At 60.6% G+C, this 20,789-nt stretch carries 18 protein-coding genes; 15 read left to right on the forward strand and 3 right to left on the reverse strand.

Translation table 11 applies throughout. The features are described from left to right. The first annotated feature begins 144 nt into the window (after positions 1–144). The 14 genes from AC07N8_RS15480 to AC07N8_RS15545 all read left to right on the forward strand — a co-directional run bounded on the left by AC07N8_RS15480 (position 145) and on the right by AC07N8_RS15545 (position 15,667). Positions 145–1,767: a methyl-accepting chemotaxis protein gene (locus AC07N8_RS15480; protein WP_493144372.1), complete on the forward strand. Its 1,623-nt coding sequence runs from the start codon at positions 145–147 to the stop codon at positions 1,765–1,767. Further along, entirely contained in the window at positions 1,767–2,303 is a 537-nt protein-coding gene (locus AC07N8_RS15485) for a chemotaxis protein CheW (RefSeq protein WP_483840412.1), read from the forward strand. Before AC07N8_RS15480 ends, AC07N8_RS15485 begins: the two co-directional genes overlap by 1 nt. Continuing rightward, positions 2,300–3,562: a CheR family methyltransferase gene (locus AC07N8_RS15490; RefSeq protein WP_493144370.1), complete on the forward strand. Its 1,263-nt coding sequence runs from the start codon at positions 2,300–2,302 to the stop codon at positions 3,560–3,562. The genes AC07N8_RS15485 and AC07N8_RS15490 overlap by 4 nt, the downstream gene beginning before the upstream one ends. Then, entirely contained in the window at positions 3,559–4,242 is a 684-nt protein-coding gene (locus AC07N8_RS15495; protein WP_483840414.1) for a chemotaxis protein CheW, read from the forward strand. Before AC07N8_RS15490 ends, AC07N8_RS15495 begins: the two co-directional genes overlap by 4 nt. After that, positions 4,239–6,509 (forward strand): hybrid sensor histidine kinase/response regulator, encoded by a 2,271-nt coding sequence (locus AC07N8_RS15500; RefSeq protein ID WP_493144368.1) that lies wholly within the window; start codon positions 4,239–4,241, stop codon positions 6,507–6,509. The genes AC07N8_RS15495 and AC07N8_RS15500 overlap by 4 nt, the downstream gene beginning before the upstream one ends. Beyond that, a complete protein-coding gene (locus AC07N8_RS15505) occupies positions 6,506–7,516 on the forward strand; it encodes a chemotaxis response regulator protein-glutamate methylesterase (RefSeq protein WP_483840416.1) in 1,011 nt (336 codons plus the stop codon). Before AC07N8_RS15500 ends, AC07N8_RS15505 begins: the two co-directional genes overlap by 4 nt. Positions 7,517–7,564: 48 nt before the next feature. Continuing rightward, positions 7,565–8,566: a diguanylate cyclase domain-containing protein gene (locus AC07N8_RS15510; protein ID WP_483840417.1), complete on the forward strand. Its 1,002-nt coding sequence runs from the start codon at positions 7,565–7,567 to the stop codon at positions 8,564–8,566. Between the two features lie 216 nt (positions 8,567–8,782). Then, positions 8,783–9,878 (forward strand): peptide chain release factor 2 gene (gene prfB / locus AC07N8_RS15515; protein ID WP_111451403.1). Its coding sequence is split into 2 segments (ribosomal slippage): positions 8,783–8,854 and positions 8,856–9,878, totalling 1,095 coding nucleotides; the frame shifts between segments, so codons are not numbered across the junction. Between the two features lie 114 nt (positions 9,879–9,992). Then, a complete protein-coding gene (gene lysS, locus AC07N8_RS15520; RefSeq protein ID WP_483840418.1) occupies positions 9,993–11,495 on the forward strand; it encodes a lysine--tRNA ligase in 1,503 nt (500 codons plus the stop codon). A 99-nt stretch (positions 11,496–11,594) separates the two neighbouring features. Further along, positions 11,595–12,311 carry a TetR/AcrR family transcriptional regulator gene (locus tag AC07N8_RS15525; RefSeq protein ID WP_027924940.1) on the forward strand — a complete coding sequence of 239 codons (717 nt, stop codon included), beginning with the start codon at positions 11,595–11,597 and terminating at the stop codon, positions 12,309–12,311. Positions 12,312–12,410: 99 nt separating this feature from the next. After that, positions 12,411–12,965, forward strand: coding sequence for a hypothetical protein (locus AC07N8_RS15530; protein WP_493144365.1), 555 nt, complete (start codon positions 12,411–12,413; stop codon positions 12,963–12,965). A 36-nt stretch (positions 12,966–13,001) separates the two neighbouring features. Then, positions 13,002–14,279, forward strand: a complete 1,278-nt coding sequence (locus AC07N8_RS15535) for a flavohemoglobin expression-modulating QEGLA motif protein (protein WP_483840420.1) — start codon at positions 13,002–13,004, stop codon at positions 14,277–14,279. 147 nt (positions 14,280–14,426) lie between these two features. Beyond that, positions 14,427–15,341 (forward strand): alpha/beta hydrolase, encoded by a 915-nt coding sequence (locus AC07N8_RS15540; RefSeq protein ID WP_493144363.1) that lies wholly within the window; start codon positions 14,427–14,429, stop codon positions 15,339–15,341. After that, on the forward strand, positions 15,338–15,667 hold the full coding sequence (locus AC07N8_RS15545) for a PA3694 family proteiin (protein WP_483840422.1): 330 nt from the start codon (positions 15,338–15,340) through the stop codon (positions 15,665–15,667). Before AC07N8_RS15540 ends, AC07N8_RS15545 begins: the two co-directional genes overlap by 4 nt. Before the next feature lie 196 nt (positions 15,668–15,863). Here the strand turns inward: AC07N8_RS15545 and lptF are convergent, their stop codons facing one another. The 3 genes from lptF to AC07N8_RS15560 all read right to left on the reverse strand — a co-directional run bounded on the left by lptF (position 15,864) and on the right by AC07N8_RS15560 (position 17,821). Continuing rightward, positions 15,864–16,652, reverse strand: coding sequence for a lipotoxin F family OmpA-related lipoprotein LptF (gene lptF / locus AC07N8_RS15550; RefSeq protein ID WP_483840423.1), 789 nt, complete (start codon positions 16,650–16,652; stop codon positions 15,864–15,866). A 55-nt stretch (positions 16,653–16,707) separates the two neighbouring features. After that, positions 16,708–17,109: a DUF4398 domain-containing protein gene (locus AC07N8_RS15555; protein ID WP_123433674.1), complete on the reverse strand. Its 402-nt coding sequence runs from the start codon at positions 17,107–17,109 to the stop codon at positions 16,708–16,710. 367 nt (positions 17,110–17,476) lie between these two features. Next, positions 17,477–17,821, reverse strand: coding sequence for a pilin assembly protein (locus AC07N8_RS15560; RefSeq protein WP_123433675.1), 345 nt, complete (start codon positions 17,819–17,821; stop codon positions 17,477–17,479). Between the two features lie 214 nt (positions 17,822–18,035). Here AC07N8_RS15560 and ppc point away from each other — a divergent pair, with 214 nt between their 5' ends. Further along, entirely contained in the window at positions 18,036–20,666 is a 2,631-nt protein-coding gene (gene ppc, locus AC07N8_RS15565; protein WP_493144359.1) for a phosphoenolpyruvate carboxylase, read from the forward strand. Positions 20,667–20,789 lie beyond the last annotated feature (123 nt).

The raw sequence follows: 20,789 nt of genomic DNA on the forward strand, positions 1-20,789 counted from the left end.
TTGCCCGCGAAGGCGTCTTCAGACACCCCCCATCCCCAGCGACCAATCCAGCAGAAGCCCTCCCGCCTGGGCCTACTTTCCGTCTTATAAATGAAACACCCTCGGCTATACTCCGCAGCACTTGAACCACCCCGAGGACTGACTGTGAAGAACTGGACGTTGCGCCAACGCATTTTGGCGAGTTTTGCGGTGATCATCGCCATCATGCTGTTGATGGTTGTCGTCTCGTATTCACGGCTGTTGAAGATCGAAGCCAGTGAAGAAAGCGTTCGCGATGATGCGCTTCCGGGGGTGTATTTCAGCTCGATGATTCGCAGCGCCTGGGTCGACAGTTTCCTCCAGACCCAGGAAATGCTCGGCCTCAAGGAAGGTCAGGGCATCAGTGCCGAAGACGCCGCCGATTTCAAGGCGTTCGAGGCGCGACTGATGGAGCAGATCAATAACTATCGCAGCACGGTGACCACGGAGGAGGACAAGGTCGAAATCGCCGCCTTCGAAAAACTGCATGAGGATTTCCAGAAGATCCTGATGAAGGTGCTCGACCTGCATAAAAGCAATCAGGAAGCTGACGCGATCAAGCTGTTCAACGAACAGCTGACCCCGGCTTGGACCGCCGGCCGGATGAAACTCAATGACATCATCCGCGAAAACAAAGCCGTGGCCGACAACGATATCGCCGCCATCGATGACGCGGTGCTGACGGCAAAAATAAGCATGGGCATTTCCCTGCTCGTGGCGGTATTGGCCGCCGGTTTCTGTGGCTTGCTGCTGATGCGCGCGATCATGGCGCCGATGAACCGGATCGTGAAAATCCTCGAAATCATGCGCACCGGCGACCTCAGCGGTCGTTTGAACCTGGAGCGCAAGGACGAATTCGGCGCCGTGGAAACCGGCTTCAACGACATGATGACCGAGCTGACATCCCTGGTGTCTCAGGCCCAGCGCTCATCGGTGCAAGTCACCACTTCGGTCACCGAGATCGCTGCCACGTCCAAGCAACAACAAGCCACCGCCACCGAAACCGCCGCCACCACCACGGAAATCGGCGCGACCTCCCGTGAGATCGCCGCGACGTCCCGTGATCTGGTGCGCACCATGACTGAAGTGTCCACCGCTGCCGATCAGGCCTCGGTACTCGCCGGTTCCGGGCAGCAAGGCTTGGCGCGCATGGAAGACACCATGCACTCGGTGATGGGCGCGGCCGATCTGGTCAACGCCAAACTGGCGATTCTCAACGAGAAGGCCGGCAATATTAACCAGGTGGTGGTGACCATCGTCAAAGTTGCCGACCAGACCAATTTGCTGTCGCTGAACGCTGCCATCGAGGCCGAGAAAGCCGGCGAGTACGGGCGCGGTTTTGCTGTGGTTGCCACCGAAGTGCGGCGTCTGGCGGACCAGACGGCAGTCGCCACCTACGACATCGAGCAGATGGTGCGCGAGATCCAGTCGGCGGTATCGGCCGGGGTCATGGGCATGGACAAATTCTCGGAAGAAGTGCGCCGTGGCATGTCCGAAGTGCAGCAGGTCGGCGAGCAGTTGTCGCAGATCATCCATCAGGTTCAGGCGCTGGCGCCGCGGGTGTTGATGGTCAACGAAGGCATGCAGGCCCAAGCCACCGGCGCCGAACAGATCAACCACGCGCTGGTGCAGTTGGGTGATGCCAGCAGCCAGACCGTCGAGTCGTTGCGCCAGGCCAGTTTTGCCATCGACGAACTGAGCCAGGTGGCTGTAGGCCTGCGCAGTGGCGTTTCGCGATTCAAAGTCTGATGAACGAACTCGCGGCCAAACGCGGGGCCGGGGTGCCGGTCAAGCAATCGTTGTACCTGGTGTTTCGCATCGGCGGCGAGCGCTTTGCCTTGCAGGCTATCGAAGTGGCGGAAGTGCTGCCGCGGTTGCCGTTGAAACCGATTGCCCAGGCGCCGCATTGGGTTGCCGGGGTGTTTGCCTATCGTGGCGCGGTGGTGCCGGTGATCGACCTCAGTGCGCTGACCTTCGGCCAACCGGCGCAGGCCCGTACCAGCACGAGGCTGGTGCTGGTCAATTACCGCCCGAATGAATCAACCCCGACGCAATGGCTGGGGCTGATCCTGGAGCAGGCGACTGACACGCTGCGTTGCAACCCGGCGGAATTCAAGCCCTATGGCCTGGACAATCGCCAGGCGCCTTACCTCGGGCCGGTGCGCGAAGATACCCAAGGTTTACTGCAATGGGTGCGGGTCGCCGATTTGCTCGATGATCAGGTTCGCGCGCTGTTGTTCCCGTCGCCGCCTCTCGATCCGGCGCTGCTTGAGGAGCGGCCATGAGCAGCGATCAACGGTTTTTCGATTTCCTCAAGGAGCGTATCGGCCTCGACGTGACGTCGGTCGGCCCGGCAATCATCGAGCGCGCGGTGCGCCAGCGCAGCATCGCCTCCCGTGCGCTGACGGCTGACGAGTATTGGCACACGCTTCAAGGTTCGCAGGATGAGCAGCAGGCGTTGATCGAAGCGGTGATCGTGCCCGAAACCTGGTTTTTCCGTTACCCGGAATCCTTCGCGACGCTGGCGAAACTGGCCGGCAAACGCCTGGCCGAGATCAACAACATGCGCGCGCTGCGGATTCTCAGCCTGCCGTGTTCCACCGGGGAAGAACCGTATTCCATCGCCATGGCCTTGCTCGATGCCGGGCTCAAGCCCCATCAGTTCAAGGTGGAAGGCATGGACGTCAGCCCGCTGTCGGTGGAAAAAGCCCGGCGTGCGCTGTACGGCAAAAACTCGTTTCGTGGTCAGGACATTGCCTTTCGTGACCGGCATTTCAGCGCCGAAGGCGACGTCTATCGTCTCAGTGATCGCGTGCTGGATCAGGTGCGGTTGCAGGTCGGCAACTTGCTCGATCCGGCGTTGCTGTCCAGCGAGCCGCCATATGATTTTGTGTTCTGCCGCAACTTGCTGATCTATTTCGACCAGCCGACCCAGCAGCAGGTTTTCGAGGTGCTCAAGCGCCTGACCCATGTCGACGGCGTGCTGTTTATCGGCCCGGCCGAGGGCGGTTTGCTCGGGCGTTTTGGCATGCGTTCGATTGGCATTGCGCAGTCGTTTGCGTTCAGCCGTCAGAGTGTGCCGGAGCCCGAGCCGTTTCCCGTGTTCGTGCCGGCCCCGTTGCCGCTGCGGCAACCGGCGCGCAGCGTGCCACCGCCGCCGGTGCGCAATCGCCCGTTCGCCAGCGTCACGCCGCTACCCGCCACCACGAAAACCTCGGACGCTGCCGCATTACTCGCGAACATCGCCGTGCTGGCCAACGAAGGCAAAAGTGTTGAAGCGCGCCTCGCGTGCGAACAGTATTTGCGCAGTCATGAACCGGTCGCGCAGGTGTTTTATTGGCTGGGACTGCTCAGTGATGTCGGCGGCAACGCCCTCGAAGCCCAAGGCTTTTATCGCAAGGCGTTGTACCTTGAACCGCAACATCCCGACGCGTTGATGCACCTGGCAGCCTTGCTGCAATCGCGGGGCGATGCGGCGGGTGCCAGACGATTGCAGGACCGAGCCGCCCGCAGCGAACGCGCCGACAGTGAGCGTAAACGATGATTGCCTCCGACACCTTGAACGTTACCCATGAAGATGCCCAGGCCATCGACGATTGCTGGAACCGCATCGGTATCCACGGCGACAAGTCCTGCCCGCTGCTGGCCGAGCACATTCACTGCCGCAACTGCGCGGTGTACTCAGCCGCTGCCACGCGCTTGCTCGATCGCTATGCGTTGCAGCAGGACGACCGCGTGCAACACTCGGCGACGGTCGAAACGGACATAAAAACCCGTTCGCTGCTGATGTTCCGGCTCGGCGAAGAATGGCTGGCGCTGGCGACTCGCAGCCTCGTGGAAGTGGCGCCGCTGCAAGCCATTCATTCCTTGCCGCATCAGCGCTCCCGGGCCTTGCTCGGCGTGGCGAATGTGCGCGGCGCATTGGTCGCGTGCCTGTCGCTGGTGGAGTTGCTCGGGCTCGACGCCACCAATAATGCGGCGTCCAGCACGCGAGTCATGCCGCGCCTGTTGATCATCGCCGCCCACGGTGGGCCGGTGGTGGTGCCGGTGGACGAGGTCGACGGGATTCATGCCATCGACGAGCGAATTCTCGAGGCCGCCTCGCAATCCGGCACACAGGCCAGCGGCAAGTACACCCGAGGTGTGTTGCCCTTCAAAGGTCGTAGCCTGCGCTGGCTGGATGAAGAACAATTGCTGTCCGCTGTGACCCGGAGCCTCACATGACCCCCGAGCAAATGCGCGACGCCTCGTTGCTGGAGCTGTTCAGCCTTGAAGCCGAGGCCCAGACCCAGGTCCTGAGCGCAGGTCTGTTGGCACTGGAACGCAATCCGACCCAGGCCGATCAACTCGAATCCTGCATGCGCGCGGCGCATTCGCTCAAGGGCGCGGCGCGGATCGTCGGTGTCGACGCAGGGGTCAGCGTCGCGCACGTGATGGAAGACTGTTTGGTCAGTGCTCAGGAAGGGCGCCTGTACCTGCGGCCCGAGCACATTGATGCGTTGTTGCGAGGCACCGACCTGCTGATGCGCATCGCCACGCCCAACAACAACGTGACGCCGGCGGATATCGAAACCTATGTGGGGTTGATGACGCAGTTGCTCGATCCGCTGGCGCCCGCCGCGCCGCTGGTGACTGAGCGTCAATCCATACAACCCCGCGTCGAGCTGCCGGTTCCGGTGGTTGAACTGCCGCCCGCCGCGCCTGTTGATGCTCCCCAAAAGACCAAACGCACCACCGAAAACGGTGAGCGCGTGCTGCGCGTAACGGCCGAACGCCTGAACAGCCTGCTCGACCTGTCGAGCAAATCCCTGGTGGAAACCCAGCGCCTCAAGCCGCACCTGGCGACCATGCAGCGCCTCAAGCGCATGCAGAATAACGGTCTGCGGGCCCTGGAAAACCTCAACGTCCATCTCAAGGATCACGCCTTGAGCCTGGAAGCCCAGGAAGCGCTCGAAGATGCGCGGCGGTTGCTGGCGGAATCCCAGCAACTGCTGATCGAGAAAAACGCCGAGCTGGATGAATTTGCGTGGCAGGCCAGTCAGCGCGCGCAAGTGTTGTACGACACCGCGCTGGCCTGTCGCATGCGCCCGTTTGCCGATGTGTTGACCGGGCAGGTGCGCATGGTTCGCGATCTGGGCCGGGACCTGGGCAAACAGGTTCGGCTGGAAATCGAGGGCGAGAAAACCCAAGTCGACCGTGACGTCCTGGAAAAGCTCGAAGCGCCGTTGACGCACTTGCTGCGCAACGCCGTGGATCACGGCATCGAATCCCCGGAACAACGGCTGCTGGCCGGTAAACCGGCGGAGGGTGTGATTCGTCTGCGCGCCTCGCATCAGGCCGGATTGCTGGTGCTGGAATTGAGTGATGATGGCCATGGCGTCGATCTGGAAAAGGTCCGCCGCACCGTCATCGAGCGACAGTTATCCCCAGCCGAAACCGCCGCTCAACTCAGTGAAGAAGAGCTGCTGACATTTTTATTCTTGCCGGGTTTCAGCCTGCGCGACACGGTCACCGAAGTGTCCGGGCGCGGCGTGGGGCTGGATGCGGTGCAGCACATGGTCCGCCAGTTGCGCGGTGCGGTGGTGCTGGAGCAGACGGCGGGCGAGGGCAGTCGTTTCCACCTCGAAGTGCCGCTGACGCTGTCGGTGGTTCGTAGCCTGGTGGTGGAGGTCGGTGACGAGGCTTATGCGTTTCCGCTGGCCCACATCGAACGCATGTGCGACCTGGAGCCTGAAGACATCGTGCAGGTCGAAGGACGTCAGCACTTCTGGCACGAAGGGCGGCATGTCGGGTTGGTGGCGGCCAGTCAGCTGTTGCACCGCCCGATCAACCCGAACAGCCAGCAAACCCTCAAGGTCGTGGTCATCCGCGAGCGCGACGCGATTTACGGCGTAGCGGTCGAGCGTTTTATCGGCGAGCGGACATTGGTCGTATTGCCGCTGGACGAACGTCTGGGCAAGGTGCAGGACATCTCCGCCGGGGCCTTGCTCGATGACGGTTCGGTGGTGCTGATCGTCGACGTCGAAGACATGCTGCGCTCGGTGGATAAACTGCTCAATACCGGGCGCCTGGAACGCATTGCCCGCCACAGCAATCAGGCGGTCGAAGCGGCACGCAAGCGGATTCTGGTGGTCGATGACTCGCTGACGGTTCGCGAGTTGCAACGCAAGCTGCTGCTCAATCGCGGCTATGAAGTGGCGGTGGCCGTTGATGGTATGGATGGCTGGAACGCCCTGCGTTCGGAGGATTTCGATCTGCTGATCACCGACATTGATATGCCGCGCATGGATGGCATCGAATTGGTGTCATTGTTGCGCCGCGACAACCGCCTGCAATCGCTGCCGGTGATGGTGGTGTCGTACAAGGATCGTGAAGAGGACCGTCGTCGTGGACTGGACGCCGGGGCCGACTATTATCTAGCCAAAGCCAGTTTTCATGACGATGCCCTGCTTGATGCGGTGGCTGAGCTCATCGGAGGAGCACGGGCATGAAAATCGCAATCGTCAACGACATGCCCATGGCGGTGGAGGCCTTGCGCCGCGCCTTGGCGTTTCAGCCGGCGCACCAGGTCATCTGGGTCGCCAGCGATGGCAAGGAAGCGGTGCAAAAGTGCGCCGAACAGACGCCGGACCTGATCCTGATGGATTTGATCATGCCGGTGATGGACGGGGTCGAGGCCACTCGGCGGATCATGGCCGAAACGCCGTGTGCCATTGTGATCGTCACCGTCGATCGCCAGCAGAACGTGCACCGGGTGTTCGAAGCCATGGGCCACGGCGCACTGGACGTGGTCGATACCCCGGCGCTCGGTGCCGGCAACGCCCAGGAAGCGGCGGCGCCGTTGTTGCGCAAGATCATGAACATTGGCTGGTTGATCGGCGAGCGGGGCAGCCGCGAGCGATCGATGCCGAGCCCGCTGCGCAGTGCTGCCTCGCGCCAGCGCCTGATTGCCATCGGTTCGTCCGCCGGCGGGCCGGCAGCCCTGGAAATCCTGCTCAAGGGCCTGCCGCGGGATTTTTCGGCGGCCATCGTGCTGGTGCAGCATGTCGATCAGGTGTTCGCCGCCGGCATGGCCGAATGGCTCGGCAGTGCCAGTGGCTTGAACGTGCGTCTGGCGGTCGAGGGCGAAGCGCCTCAGGCCGGAACCGTATTGCTGGCCGGCACCAACCACCATATTCGATTATTGAAAAACGGCACGCTGGCCTACACCGCCGAACCAGTGAACGAAATCTACCGGCCCTCGATCGATGTGTTTTTCGAGAGCGTGGCCAATTACTGGAACGGTGACGCCGTAGGGGTTTTGTTGACGGGCATGGGGCGCGATGGCGCGCAGGGGCTTAAACTCATGCGCCAACAAGGTTACCTGACCATCGCTCAGGACCAGAAAAGCAGTGCGGTATATGGAATGCCCAAAGCGGCCGCGGCCATCGGCGCCGCCATGGAGATTCGCCCACTGGACAAGATAGCGCCACGATTGCTGGAGATATTCGCCAAATGACCGCCATTAGCAGCAATCCTGGCCCAGGTAGAACTCAGGTGACCGCACATGACTGAATTACAGCTCGACGGCTTCAAAACCGACGAAAACGCTGCCATGGTGTTGTTGGTGGACGATCAGGCGATGATCGGTGAAGCGGTGCGTCGCGGGTTGTCGAACGAAGACAATATCGACTTCCACTTCTGCGCCGACCCGCACCAGGCCATCGCCCAGGCGATCCGCATCAAGCCGACGGTGATCCTGCAGGACCTGGTAATGCCCGGTCTGGACGGCTTGAGCCTGGTGCGCGAGTACCGCAATCATCCGGCGACCAAGGACATTCCGATCATTGTCCTGTCGACCAAGGAAGACCCGCTGATCAAGAGCGCGGCGTTTGCAGCCGGGGCCAATGATTATCTGGTCAAGCTGCCGGACAACATCGAACTGGTGGCGCGCATCCGTTATCACTCGCGCTCCTACATGACGCTGTTGCAGCGCGATGCGGCGTACCGCGCGTTGCGGGTCAGCCAGCAGCAATTGCTCGACACCAATCTGGTGCTGCAGCGGCTGATGAACTCCGATGGCCTGACCGGGCTGTCGAACCGCCGACATTTCGATGAATACCTGGAACTGGAATGGCGCCGATCGTTGCGTGACCAGAGCCAATTGTCGCTGCTGATGATCGATGTGGATTATTTCAAAGACTATAACGACAGCTTCGGTCATCTGGAGGGCGATGAAGCCTTGCGCAAGGTGGCGACGGCGATTCGCGAGGCCAGCGCTCGCCCGTCAGACCTGCCGGCCCGTTACGGTGGCGAAGAGTTTGCGTTGGTGCTGCCCAACACCACGCCGGGCGGTGCGCGTCTGGTGGCGGAAAAATTGCGCCAAACCGTGGCGGCGCTGAAGATTCCGCACATTTCACCGACCGAAGGTTCATGCCTGACCATCAGCATTGGCCTGTCCACGTTGGTCCCACAGCCGGGCAGCGATTGCCGGCAATTGATCTCGGCGGCGGACAAGGGGCTGTACCTGGCGAAGAACAATGGGCGCAATCAGGTCGGGATCGAGTAGTTTTCCTGCCTGACGGGCCCCTGTGGCGAGGGAGCTTGCTCCCGCTGGACTGCGCAGCAGTCCCATTTGTTGGGGGCGCTTCACGCCCCAGCGGGAGCAAGCTCCCTCGCCACACCAAAACCATTCACCCCTAAAGCCGCCAGGCGGGCTGCCGTGGAGGCCTGTTTACGTTATACTCGCCGGCTTTCAAAAGTTCGCCAACGAGTGCTGCCCGCCATGGAAATCAACCCGATCCTTAACAGTATCAAGGACCTGTCCGAGCGCTCCGAAACTATTCGGGGGTATCTTTGACTACGATCAAAAGCATGAGCGTCTGACTGAAGTCAATCGCGAGCTTGAAGATCCGTCTGTCTGGAACAACCCGACGTACGCTCAGGAACTGGGCCGCGAGCGGTCCCTGCTGGCGCAGATCGTCGAAACCCTCGACGAAATGCACACCGGCCTGGCCGACGCCAAAGACTTGCTGCTGATGTCCGCCGAAGAAGAAGACCAGGCCGCCGTCGATGACGTCGCCGCCGAAGTCGAGCGCCTGCGCGAGTCGCTGGAAAAACTCGAATTCCGTCGCATGTTCAGCGGAGAAATGGATGCCAACAACGCCTACCTGGACATCCAGGCCGGCTCCGGTGGCACCGAGGCCCAGGACTGGGCCAACATCCTGCTGCGCATGTACCTGCGCTGGGCTGACAAACGCGGTTTCGACGCGACCATCATGGAACTGTCCGCCGGTGAAGTCGCCGGGATCAAGGGCGCGACCGTGCACATCAAGGGCGAATACGCCTTTGGCTGGTTGCGGACCGAGATCGGCGTGCACCGTCTGGTGCGCAAGAGCCCGTTCGACTCTGGCAACCGCCGCCACACCTCGTTCTCGGCTGTGTTTGTGTCGCCGGAAATCGATGACAACATCGAAATCGACATCAACCCGTCGGACCTGCGCATCGACACCTACCGCTCCTCCGGTGCCGGTGGTCAGCACGTAAACACCACCGACTCGGCCGTACGTATCACCCACGTACCGACCAACACCGTGGTCAGCTGCCAGAACGAACGCTCCCAGCACGCCAACAAAGACACCGCGATGAAAATGTTGCGGGCGCGCTTGTACGAGCAGGAAGTGCAGAAACGCAATGCCGCCTCCCAGGCCCTGGAAGACACCAAGTCCGACATCGGCTGGGGTCACCAGATCCGCTCGTATGTACTCGATGCGTCGCGAATCAAGGATTTGCGCACTAACATCGAACGCAGCGACTGCGACAAGGTGCTCGACGGCGACATCGACGAATACCTGGTGGCCAGCCTGAAACAAGGCTTGTAAGCCATGCAATACCGGATCGCCTGACCCACGCGATCCCCTGTAGGAGCCGGCTTGCCGGCGATCCCCAGGCCGCAGGCCTGGGGGCAACGAACCCGTGATGGAATATTTAAAGACATGAGCGACCTAGAACTCGACCCGCAAGCCCTGCAACAGGAAGAAAACTCCCTGATCGCCCTGCGCAAGGAAAAGCTTGCTGCCGAGCGCGCCAAGGGCAATGCCTTCCCGAACGACTTCCGCCGCGAAAACTACTGCGAAGATCTGCAGAAGAAGTACGCGGACAAGACCAAGGAAGAGCTGGCAGAGGCTGCAATCCCGGTCAAGGTTGCCGGTCGCATCATGCTCAACCGTGGTTCGTTCATGGTGATCCAGGACATGACCGGGCGGATTCAGGTTTACGTCAACCGTAAAACCCTGTCCGAAGACACCCTGGCCTCGGTGAAAACCTGGGACATGGGCGACATCATTGCCGCCGAAGGCACCCTGGCCCGTTCCGGCAAGGGCGACCTGTACGTTGAAATGACCACCGTGCGCCTGCTGACCAAGTCACTGCGCCCGCTGCCGGACAAGCACCACGGCCTGACCGACACCGAACAGCGCTACCGTCAGCGTTACGTTGACCTGATCGTCAACGAAGAAGTGCGCCAGACGTTCCGCGTCCGTTCGCAAGTCATTGCGCACATCCGCAGCTTCCTGATGCAGCGTGACTTCCTTGAAGTCGAAACACCGATGCTGCAAACCATTCCTGGCGGTGCGGCAGCCAAGCCGTTCGAGACTCACCACAACGCGCTGGACATGGAAATGTTCCTGCGTATCGCGCCTGAGTTGTACCTCAAGCGCCTCGTTGTCGGCGGTTTCGAAAAAGTGTTCGAGATCAACCGCAACTTCCGTAACGAAGGCGTTTCGACGCGTCACAACCCTGAATTCACCATGTTGGAGTTCTACCAGGCGTACGCCGACTACGAAGACAACATGGACCTGACCGAAGAGCTGTTCCGCGAACTGGCGCAGCTGGTTCTGGGCAGCACCGACGTGCCTTACGGCGACAAAGTGTTCCACTTCGGCGAACCGTTCGTACGTCTGTCGGTGTTCGATTCGATCCTCAAGTACAACCCTGAGCTGACCGCAGACGACCTGAACGACATCGACAAGGCCCGCGCCATCGCCAAGAAAGCCGGCGCCAAGGTGCTGGGCTTCGAAGGTCTGGGCAAGCTGCAGGTGATGATTTTCGAAGAGCTGGTCGAGCACAAGCTGGAACAGCCGCACTTCATTACCCAGTACCCGTTCGAAGTCTCGCCGCTGGCCCGTCGCAACGATGACAACCCGAACGTCACCGACCGTTTCGAACTGTTCATCGGCGGCCGTGAAATCGCCAACGCCTACTCCGAGTTGAACGACGCGGAAGACCAGGCCGAGCGCTTCATGGCTCAGGTAGCCGACAAGGACGCGGGCGACGACGAAGCCATGCACTACGACGCCGACTTCGTTCGCGCGCTGGAGTACGGCATGCCGCCAACGGCGGGTGAGGGTATCGGTATCGACCGTCTGGTGATGCTGCTGACCAACTCCCCGTCGATCCGCGACGTGATCCTGTTCCCGCACATGCGGCCGCAAGCGTAAGTGTTTCAATTAAAAAGCCGCCTTTTCAGGCGGCTTTTTATTGCCTGTCTGGTACAAACGTATCAATTTATTGCTTTCATCTGAGAGGAAAGACCTGTCGTGAATCGTGCAATGGCTCAAGAAGGTGCAGCGGGTATCGCCACTGCGGTCGCTGAAAGTGTTCAGTACCAGGGCCGCAAGGCCAGCCGACAGGGCAGCGAGCAGCGTCGACAGGACATTCTCGATGCGGCGATGCGCATTGTCGTGCGCGATGGCGTGCGGGCCGTGCGCCACCGTGCGGTGGCGGCCGAGGCCGGTGTGCCGTTGTCGGCCACCACCTACTATTTCAAGGACATCGATGACTTGCTCACCGATACCTTCGCCCAATACGTAGAACGCAGCGCGGCGTTCATGGCGAAGTTGTGGGTGAACAATGAGGGCTTGCTGCGCGAGATGGTGATCAGCGGTGACGGCAGCCCCGAGGCGCGTTCGCAGCTGGCGGACGACATTGCACGGTTGATGACGGACTACGTTCACCGGCAATTGATCAACCGTCGCGAACACTTGATGGCTGAACAGGCGTTCCGTCAGGAGGCCTTGTTGAACCCGCGCCTGGCGGAACTGGTGCGCTCACATCAGCAGATTCTCCTCCAAGGCACCTGCCAGCTTTTCGAAGTGTTGGGTTCGCGTGAGCCACGAGAGGATGCCAAGGTGTTGACGGCGATTATCGGACGGATGGAATATCAGGGCCTGCTCAACGACGCCGAGCCTGTGGGTGAAGAAGAAATGCTCGGTATCCTCAATCGCTACATGCACTTGGTACTCGCGTCGGTGTAATCCCTGAGGGCGCCACAAAACCCTGTGGGAGCGAGCTTGCTCGCTCCCACAGGGGCAGGTGTTCAGTTCAGGGCTGCGTGTGTTCATAGGGAGTGTTAAATGAAAGCCTGGCGCGTCATCGTGATCGCCTTGTCGTTCCTGCTGCTCAGTGGCTGTCTGGTGACCTTCAAGGAACCGCTGCCCGCGAGCGACCCCGCGCCCAAAGGTTTGCTCGGCAAATGGACCAGCACCAACGCCTGGGGCGAGCCGATGAACCTGGAGCTGACGCGCATCGGCGACCATCGCTATCAGGCGGTCAGCTACTTCAAGGCCAAACCCGGCGAACGCGAAGCCTATCCCTTCACCGTCTCGCGCCATGGCAGCCGCTGGTACCTGTCAGCGAAGGTGCCAGCCAAATACGGCGGCCACTTCACCATTGCCGGGTTCGAGCTCACGGACAAGCATGAATTGGTGGTCTATAACCTCGACCTCGATCAGATCAACCAGGCCCTCGGACAAAAAGTCCTGAGCGGCGAAGGTTTCCAGACCGATGACGGCGACGGCGTACTGGTCGACAACGCAATGGATCAGGTCTTCAGCTACCTCGACGATCCGGCCAATTCCGATGTCTTCGTCGAGGCGGTGCGCTATCAGCGCCTGGCCAAAAGTAAATAGACTCAGCACATAACGGTTTTTCTACAGGAGTTTCGGGTGGACGATTACCAGCAGACGATACGCATTTTGTCCGATCGCATTGTGCTGGCACAGACGCCGATTCGCGTCCTCGATGCGGTCAAGTGGGACGACAGCATCCGCAAGGGATTCCTCAAGGCCAAGGGCAAGGAAATGCCGGCAGTGGACCGCGATTACTACCTCAATCGGCCACTGACATTCGACTCCAGCAAAGTGAAACTGGAATTCCAGAACATCGAGCGCGACATCACTCGACAGCTCGGCCAGTTCAACCCGGTCGGCCAGATCATGCGCCGCATGTGCAAGGAATACCGGATGGTGGTGCGCATGCTGGAAGCGCGCGGCACCGAGGATTTCGGCCTGATTTCCCAGGAGCTGTACGGCGCCGCGTCCGACGCGTTCCACGCCGGCGACCCGACCCTGGCGGACCTGGGGCTGATGCTCTCCGATTACCTGAACAACATCGACGGCCGTGGCGACCTCAAGGATGAGCCAAAAATCCTCACGGCCAAGGAAGCCGTGCACCTGCTGCAAACCCGCTTGAACAAGGTATTTGGCGAGGCCGAAGAAACCATTCGGGTGTTCGAGTCCGACGGGATCGTCGCCGATGCGGCGGCCGGCGCTGACTACATCAAGATCCGCGCCGATGCGATGTTCAACGACCGTGACGTGCGCGCCCTCGAAGTTCACGAAGGGCTGGTGCATGTCGGCACCACGCTCAACGGGTTGAACCAGCCGATCTGCACCTTCCTGTCCAAGGGGCCGCCGTCGTCGACGGTGACCCAGGAAGGCCTGGCGATCCTGATGGAAATCATCACCTTCGCGTCCTACCCGAGTCGCCTGCGCAAACTGACCAACCGCACCCGCGCCATTCACATGGTGGAGGAGGGCGCAGACTTCCTGCAGATCTACGAGTTCTTCCGCGAGCAAGGCTTCGAAATGGCGGAAAGCTACGGCAACGCCAGTCGGGTATTCCGTGGTTCGGTGCCAAACGGTCTGCCATTTACCAAAGACTTGTCCTACCTCAAGGGCTTCATCATGGTTTACAACTACATTCAGTTGGCCGTGCGTAAAGGCAAGCTTGAGCAGATTCCACTGCTGTTCTGCGGCAAGACCACGCTGGAAGACATGCGCACGCTGCGCCAGTTGGTTGATGAAGGGTTGGTGGTGCCGCCGAAGTATTTGCCGGATCAGTTCCGCGATTTGAACGCGCTGTCGGCATGGATGTGCTTCTCCAACTTCCTCAACCATTTGAGCCTGGACCGGATCGAAGCGGATTACTCCAACATCCTCTAGTCCGAGTGAAATCCCCTGTGGGAGCGAGCCTGCTCGCGAATGCGATTTAATATTCAACATTGATGTTGTCTGGCACACCGCTTTCGCGAGCAGGCTCGCTCCCACATTTGATCTCTATTTCAACCCATTACTGCGAGGTTTCAACGGATGAGATTCCTCGGCATGGTTTGCCTGCTCCTGACCCTCGGCGGCTGCAGCTCCCTGCTGTTCTACCCCGAGCCCGGCCAGTTGTTCACCCCGGAAAAAGCTCATCTGGAATACCGCGAGGTCACCCTCGTCACTGCCGACGGCCTCAAGCTCAACGCCTGGTGGTTGCCGGCCCCAAAAGGCGTCGAAGTCAAAGGCACGGTGCTGCACTTGCACGGCAACGGCGGCAACCTGCCGATGCACCTGGGCGGCAGCTGGTGGCTGCCCAAGGCCGGTTATCAAGTGCTGCTGATCGACTATCGCGGCTACGGTTTATCTGAAGGAAAGCCAAGCCTGCCGGCGATCTATCAGGACATCGACGCCGCGTTCAAATGGCTCGACCAGGCCCCCGAAGTCAAAGGCAAACCGCTGATCCTGCTTGGCCAAAGTCTCGGTGGCTCGATGGCCGTGCACTATCTGGTTCAACACCCGGAGCGCGAGAAACAGCTCACGGCGCTGGTCCTCGACGGAGCACCGGCGAGCTATCGCAGTGTCGGCCAATTTGCCTTGAGCACTTCATGGCTGACCTGGCCGTTCCAGGTGCCGTTGTCCTGGCTGGTGCCGGATGGCGACAGCGCGATCCACTCGATGCCGCAGCTAAAAAGCGTGCCGAAACTGCTCTATCACAGCATCGACGATCCGATCGTGCCCCTTTCCAACGGCATCCGTCTGTATCAAGCTGCGCCGCCGCCGCGTGTGCTGCAACTGACCCGAGGCGGTCATGTGCAGACGTTCGCCGACCCGGTCTGGCGAAAAGTCATGCTGCGTTACCTCGACGACCCGCAGCATTTCAACGGCCTGCGCCGCCTGGGTGAAATCCCCAATTATCCGGCACCCCCGAATTCAGAAGATGAACCACCAGAGAGCCCGCAATGAGTGAAGAACGTAACGCCATCCCGCTGATCATCACCGGTATCTGCAGCATCCTCGGCACCGTGGGTGCCTTGTGGTACTACGGCTACCTGCATTTCGCCAAGCCTGAGGATGCGTTGCTGCTCAACGAATTCACCATGCTCAAGACCGTGCCGGGCGAAGACTACAAAGTCTCCCTGGAGCCTGCCGCGCAAGTGGCGCAGTGCATTGACGGCGTGCTGGTGCTGTTTGATACCGAGCAAAAAGGCCTGACCGGTGTGCTGATCGACAGCAAGAAAAAAGCGGTGCGCTGCATGGGGCAGGAAACGCCACAGAAGCTGGAGCAGTAACCCGGTCCTGCATTCACCAAAGATCCACTGTGGGAGCGAGCCTGCTCGCGAATGCGATTTAACATTCAACATTAATATTGCCTGACCCACCGCTTTCGCGAGCAGGCTCGCTCCCACAGGGTTTTGAGTGATCCGCAAAGATAAAAAGCCCCGCCTGATCAGATCAGCCGGGGCTTTTTGTTTAAGCAGATGTTGCTTAGTTCGAACTGACAGCCGAACGCGGAATCACCGGCTGATTATCATTGGAAATGGTCACTTCCACCCGACGGTTCATCGCCCGCCCCGACACGCTGGAATTCTCCGCGACCGGGTATTCCTTGCCATAACCCTGAGCAACGATTCGCGCCGGATCAACGCCCATCTTCACCAGCGCCGTGCGCACGGAACCGGCCCGACGCTCCGACAGCGACTGGTTGTGGCTCTCGGTGCCGGTGCTGTCGGTGTAACCCTCGACGATCACTTTGCGATCCGGGTTTTCCGAGAGGAACTGCGACAGTTTGTTGATGTTCGCCAGACCGCTGGACTTCAGGTCTGCGCGGTCGGTGGCAAACAACACATCACCAAACGTCACCAGAGTGCCGCGATCGGTTTGCTTGGCGTTCAGGCTGGCCTGCAGCTGTTTGATCTGCGTATCGCGCGCATCCAGTCGCGCCTGCGCACGTTGGGCCGAGGCGTTTTTCAGGTTGGCTTCAGCGGTGCGCAGAGCGATGGTCTGCTTGGCCACTTCAACGCGCTGGTTGGTCAGGTATGCCAGTTGATCGACCTTGGCCGGGTCTTGCTTGTCGCGGTACGCCTGATCGGCTTTGTCCAGGTAATCACTGGCGTCTTTGGTTTCCAGCGCCGCGACTTTGCTCGCTTGCGGGTTGGCTTGCAGACCGCTGTAGTTGGTGCGCGCCTGTTCCAGGTTCGCGTTAGGCGGGGTGGAGCAGGCAGCCAGGGCAACGCTGGCGGCAAGGAGAGCGGGGATCATCAATTGTGTACGCATAATCATTCGTCCTTTTAATCGGTAAGAGCTTCAGGTCCGGGGTCTGGATGCGCGCTTACTGCACGGTGCGCTGACTTTCCTGACGCAGTTCCTGAACACCTTGCTGAGAGTCCTTCAGTGTCTGTTGCGCTTTCGCCGCCTGAGCCTTGCGTTCGGCCACACGAGCGTCCCACTCGGCTTGTTCGGCGAGCATCCGCGCCTCGTCATACTTTTTGTCGTGCATGGCGATTTCGGCTTGTTTGAATTTGTCCTGCGCGGACTTCATTTCCACAGCGGCAAACTCGGTGCCGCCGGCACTGACCGCGTCATTGACGGCGGATTGGGTGACTGCGTATTGCTCGGTCGGCGGATTACCGGCGCAACCGGCCAGAATGAAACTGCTGCCGATTGCCAGGGCAGCCAGTTTCAGGCCGCGCAAGTGGGTGGATGAGGTGGTTTTCATAGTCTTCAACTCCATTGGAATAACTCCTGTAAAACTTGAATATCCATCCTGGTATGGAGCCGTAACCGACCGACGTGCTGTGCGAAATGAAACGACCGTACCAGGCGTGGTTACTGGTTACGACCGGAGGCGTTTTTTAAAAGTTCAGAGAAATTCACCGAGCCTGCGAAAAAGCACGAAAGGCTCTAAATCGGGAACTTTGGCGGCGAGAGGCGGTATTCCCAGGCTTTTTTGCCCTCAGGAACACTCGTTTTTTGATGGGTATTACATCCCTTTGTGGGAGCGAGCCTGCTCGCGAATGCAGTGAGTCAGTCAACCGTAATGTTGAATGTTGTACCGCATTCGCGAGCAGGCTCGCTCCCACAGTTTTACATAGGCCGGATCAGTGTTTTTGCTTGTCACTACCGCCCGACAAATCATGCAAATGCCGTCGCGACAACGCGAGAAAACGCGGTGTAGGACCGACGTCTTCATACAGCGGATCACCTTCTTCGTCAGTCGCCACGACGGTCGAGCCCTTCACGTAGGGAAAGCTTTTTTCCAGCTCTTCCAGGGCAGCGCCGATCAGCTCGCCGAGCAGCTCTTCAGGTTGGCGTTTGGGGTACATTTCGGTAATGGCCGCCAGCCGCGCGGCGGCTTCCACGTCCAGGTGAATCGTGTAGCCCGTCTCGGTCAGGCGACCCTTGGCGTTTTCTTCCCAATGCTGGGCAAGCTCGCGAATTTTCATAGTGACCTCAATGCGTTCCTGCTCGTGGCAGGCCGTTTCAGTGTCCGGCAGTGGCCGGCGAAAGCCGTTGTGCGGCTTCCTCTTCAGACTAGCTTCTGCGCGCCGGGTTTAAAGTCCCTTCGTCGTTTGCTTGTAAGAACGGCCTTACGGCGGCACTCTTGGGGTCAAAGCATGATGTTCATGGCCGCCCGGATTTTTTGCTGGAGAACTGCTGATGACCGATATTGATGCACGCTTGCGCGAAGACGTTCACCTGTTGGGTGAGTTGTTGGGCAACACCATTCGTGAACAGTACGGGGACGGTTTTCTCGACAAGATCGAGCAGATCCGCAAGGGCGCCAAGGCCGACCGTCGCGGTTCGATGGACGCGGAACTGAGCGCCAGCCTCAACCAATTGAGCGAAGATGAGTTGCTGCCGGTGGCGCGGGCATTCAACCAGTTTCTCAACCTGGCCAACATCGCCGAGCAATACCAGCTGATTCACCGCCGCGAAGCCTCGCAGCCCGCACCGTTCGAAGCGCGCGTGCTGCCGGAACTGCTCGCACGGCTGCGCGCCGAAGGCCACAGCGCCGACGCCCTGGCCCGGCAACTGGGACGACTGGAGATCGAACTGGTACTGACCGCGCACCCGACCGAAGTGGCGCGCCGCACACTGATCCAGAAATACGACGCGATTGCCGCGCAACTGGCCGCGCAAGACCACCGCGACCTGACCCCGGCCGAACGCGAACAGATACAGGCGAAATTGCAGCGCCTGATCGCCGAAGCCTGGCACACCGAAGAAATCCGCCGCACCCGCCCGACACCTGTTGATGAAGCCAAATGGGGCTTCGCGGTGATCGAGCATTCGTTGTGGCAGGCGATCCCCAATTACCTGCGCAAGGCCGATAAAGCCCTGTTTGACGCCACCGGCCTGCACTTGCCGCTGGAGGCCGCGCCGATTCGTTTCGCCTCGTGGATGGGCGGCGACCGCGACGGCAACCCCAACATGACCGCTGCCGTGACCCGTGAAGTGTTGCTGCTGGCGCGCTGGATGGCTGCCGATTTGTACGTGCGCGACGTCGACCATTTGGCGGCGGAACTGTCGATGCAGCAGGCCAGCGAGGCCTTGAAAGCCAAGGCCGGGGACAGCGCCGAACCGTATCGCGCGGTGCTCAAACAACTGCGCGAACGTCTGCGGGCCACACGCAACTGGGCGCACGCATCCTTGACGACGACCACCCCGGCACCGGCCGATGTACTGCAAAACAACCGCGACCTGCTCGATCCACTGGAGCTCTGCTACCAGTCGCTGCATGAGTGCGGCATGGGTGTGATCGCCGACGGTCCGTTGCTCGATTGCCTGCGTCGGGCAGTGACGTTCGGCCTGTTCCTGGTGCGCCTCGATGTGCGTCAGGACTCGTCGCGGCATACCGCCGCCATGACTGAAATCACTGATTACCTGGGCCTCGGTCGCTACGAAGACTGGAGCGAGGACGAGCGCATCGCCTTCCTGATGCGCGAGCAGAACAACCGTCGACCGTTGCTGCCGGCGTACTTCAAACCGTCGGCCGATACTGCCGAAGTGCTGGCGACCTGCCGGGAAATCGCCGCCGCCCCTGGCGCTTCGCTGGGTTCGTATGTGATCTCAATGGCCGGTGCCGCCTCCGACGTGCTCGCGGTGCAATTGCTGCTCAAAGAGGCGGGCGTGCTGCGGCCGATGCGCGTGGTGCCGCTGTTCGAAACCCTTGCCGACCTCGACAACGCCGGCCCGGTGATCGAAAAACTGTTGCTGCTGCCAGGCTATCGTTCGCGCTTGCAAGGCCCGCAGGAAGTGATGATCGGCTACTCCGACTCGGCCAAGGATGCCGGCACGACGGCAGCGGCCTGGGCGCAATATCGAGCGCAGGAACGCTTGGTCGACATCTGCCGCGAGCAGCAAGTGGAACTGCTGTTGTTCCATGGTCGCGGCGGCACTGTGGGGCGTGGTGGCGGTCCGGCGCACGCGGCGATTCTGTCGCAGCCGCCGGGTTCGGTCGCCGGGCGTTTCCGTACCACCGAGCAAGGGGAAATGATTCGTTTCAAATTCGGCCTGCCGGACATCGCCGAGCAAAACCTCAATCTGTACCTGGCCGCAGTGCTGGAAGCGACCCTGCTGCCACCGCCGCCACCAGAGCCTGCGTGGCGCCATTTGATGGACGAATTGGCCGCCGATGGGGTCAAGGCGTACCGCGCCGTGGTGCGTGAGAACCCGCAATTCGTCGAGTATTTCCGCCAGTCGACGCCGGAACAGGAACTGGGACGCTTGCCGCTGGGCAGTCGCCCGGCCAAACGCCGCGCCGGCGGGATCGAAAGCCTGCGCGCGATTCCGTGGATCTTCGGCTGGACGCAAACGCGCCTGATGTTGCCGGCCTGGCTCGGCTGGGAAGCCGCGTTGAGCAAGGCGCTGGAGCGCGGTGAAGGCGAGTTGTTGGGGCAGATGCGCGAGCAATGGCCGTTCTTCCGCACCCGCATCGACATGCTGGAAATGGTCCTGGCCAAAGCGGACGCGGACATCGCCCAATCCTACGATGAGCGTCTGGTCGAGCCGGATTTGCTTCCTTTAGGTGTGCACTTACGCGACCTATTGTCGCAGGCGTGTGCCGTGGTCCTTGGGCTGACCGGTCAGTCGCAGCTACTGGCACATAGCCCAGACACCCTTGAATTCATCCGGTTGCGCAACACCTACCTCGACCCGCTTCATCTATTGCAGGCGGAGTTGCTGGCCCGTTCGCGGCAACAGGATGTGGCGCAGGGCAGCCCGGTAGAACAGGCGTTGCTGGTGTCTGTGGCGGGGATTGCCGCCGGTTTGCGAAATACCGGCTAAGGTTTTTGCCGTGGGGCGAGGCACTCGGCGCGGGCGTCGGGTGCCTGTAGGCGAGGCCCGGAAAAGGTCGGTCAGGCGACAGTTAATGATGGGGTTGCGACTTGGGGCACTCCATCAAAAGGT

It is taken from the genome of Pseudomonas sp. GW821-FHT10C09 (assembly GCF_059415465.1).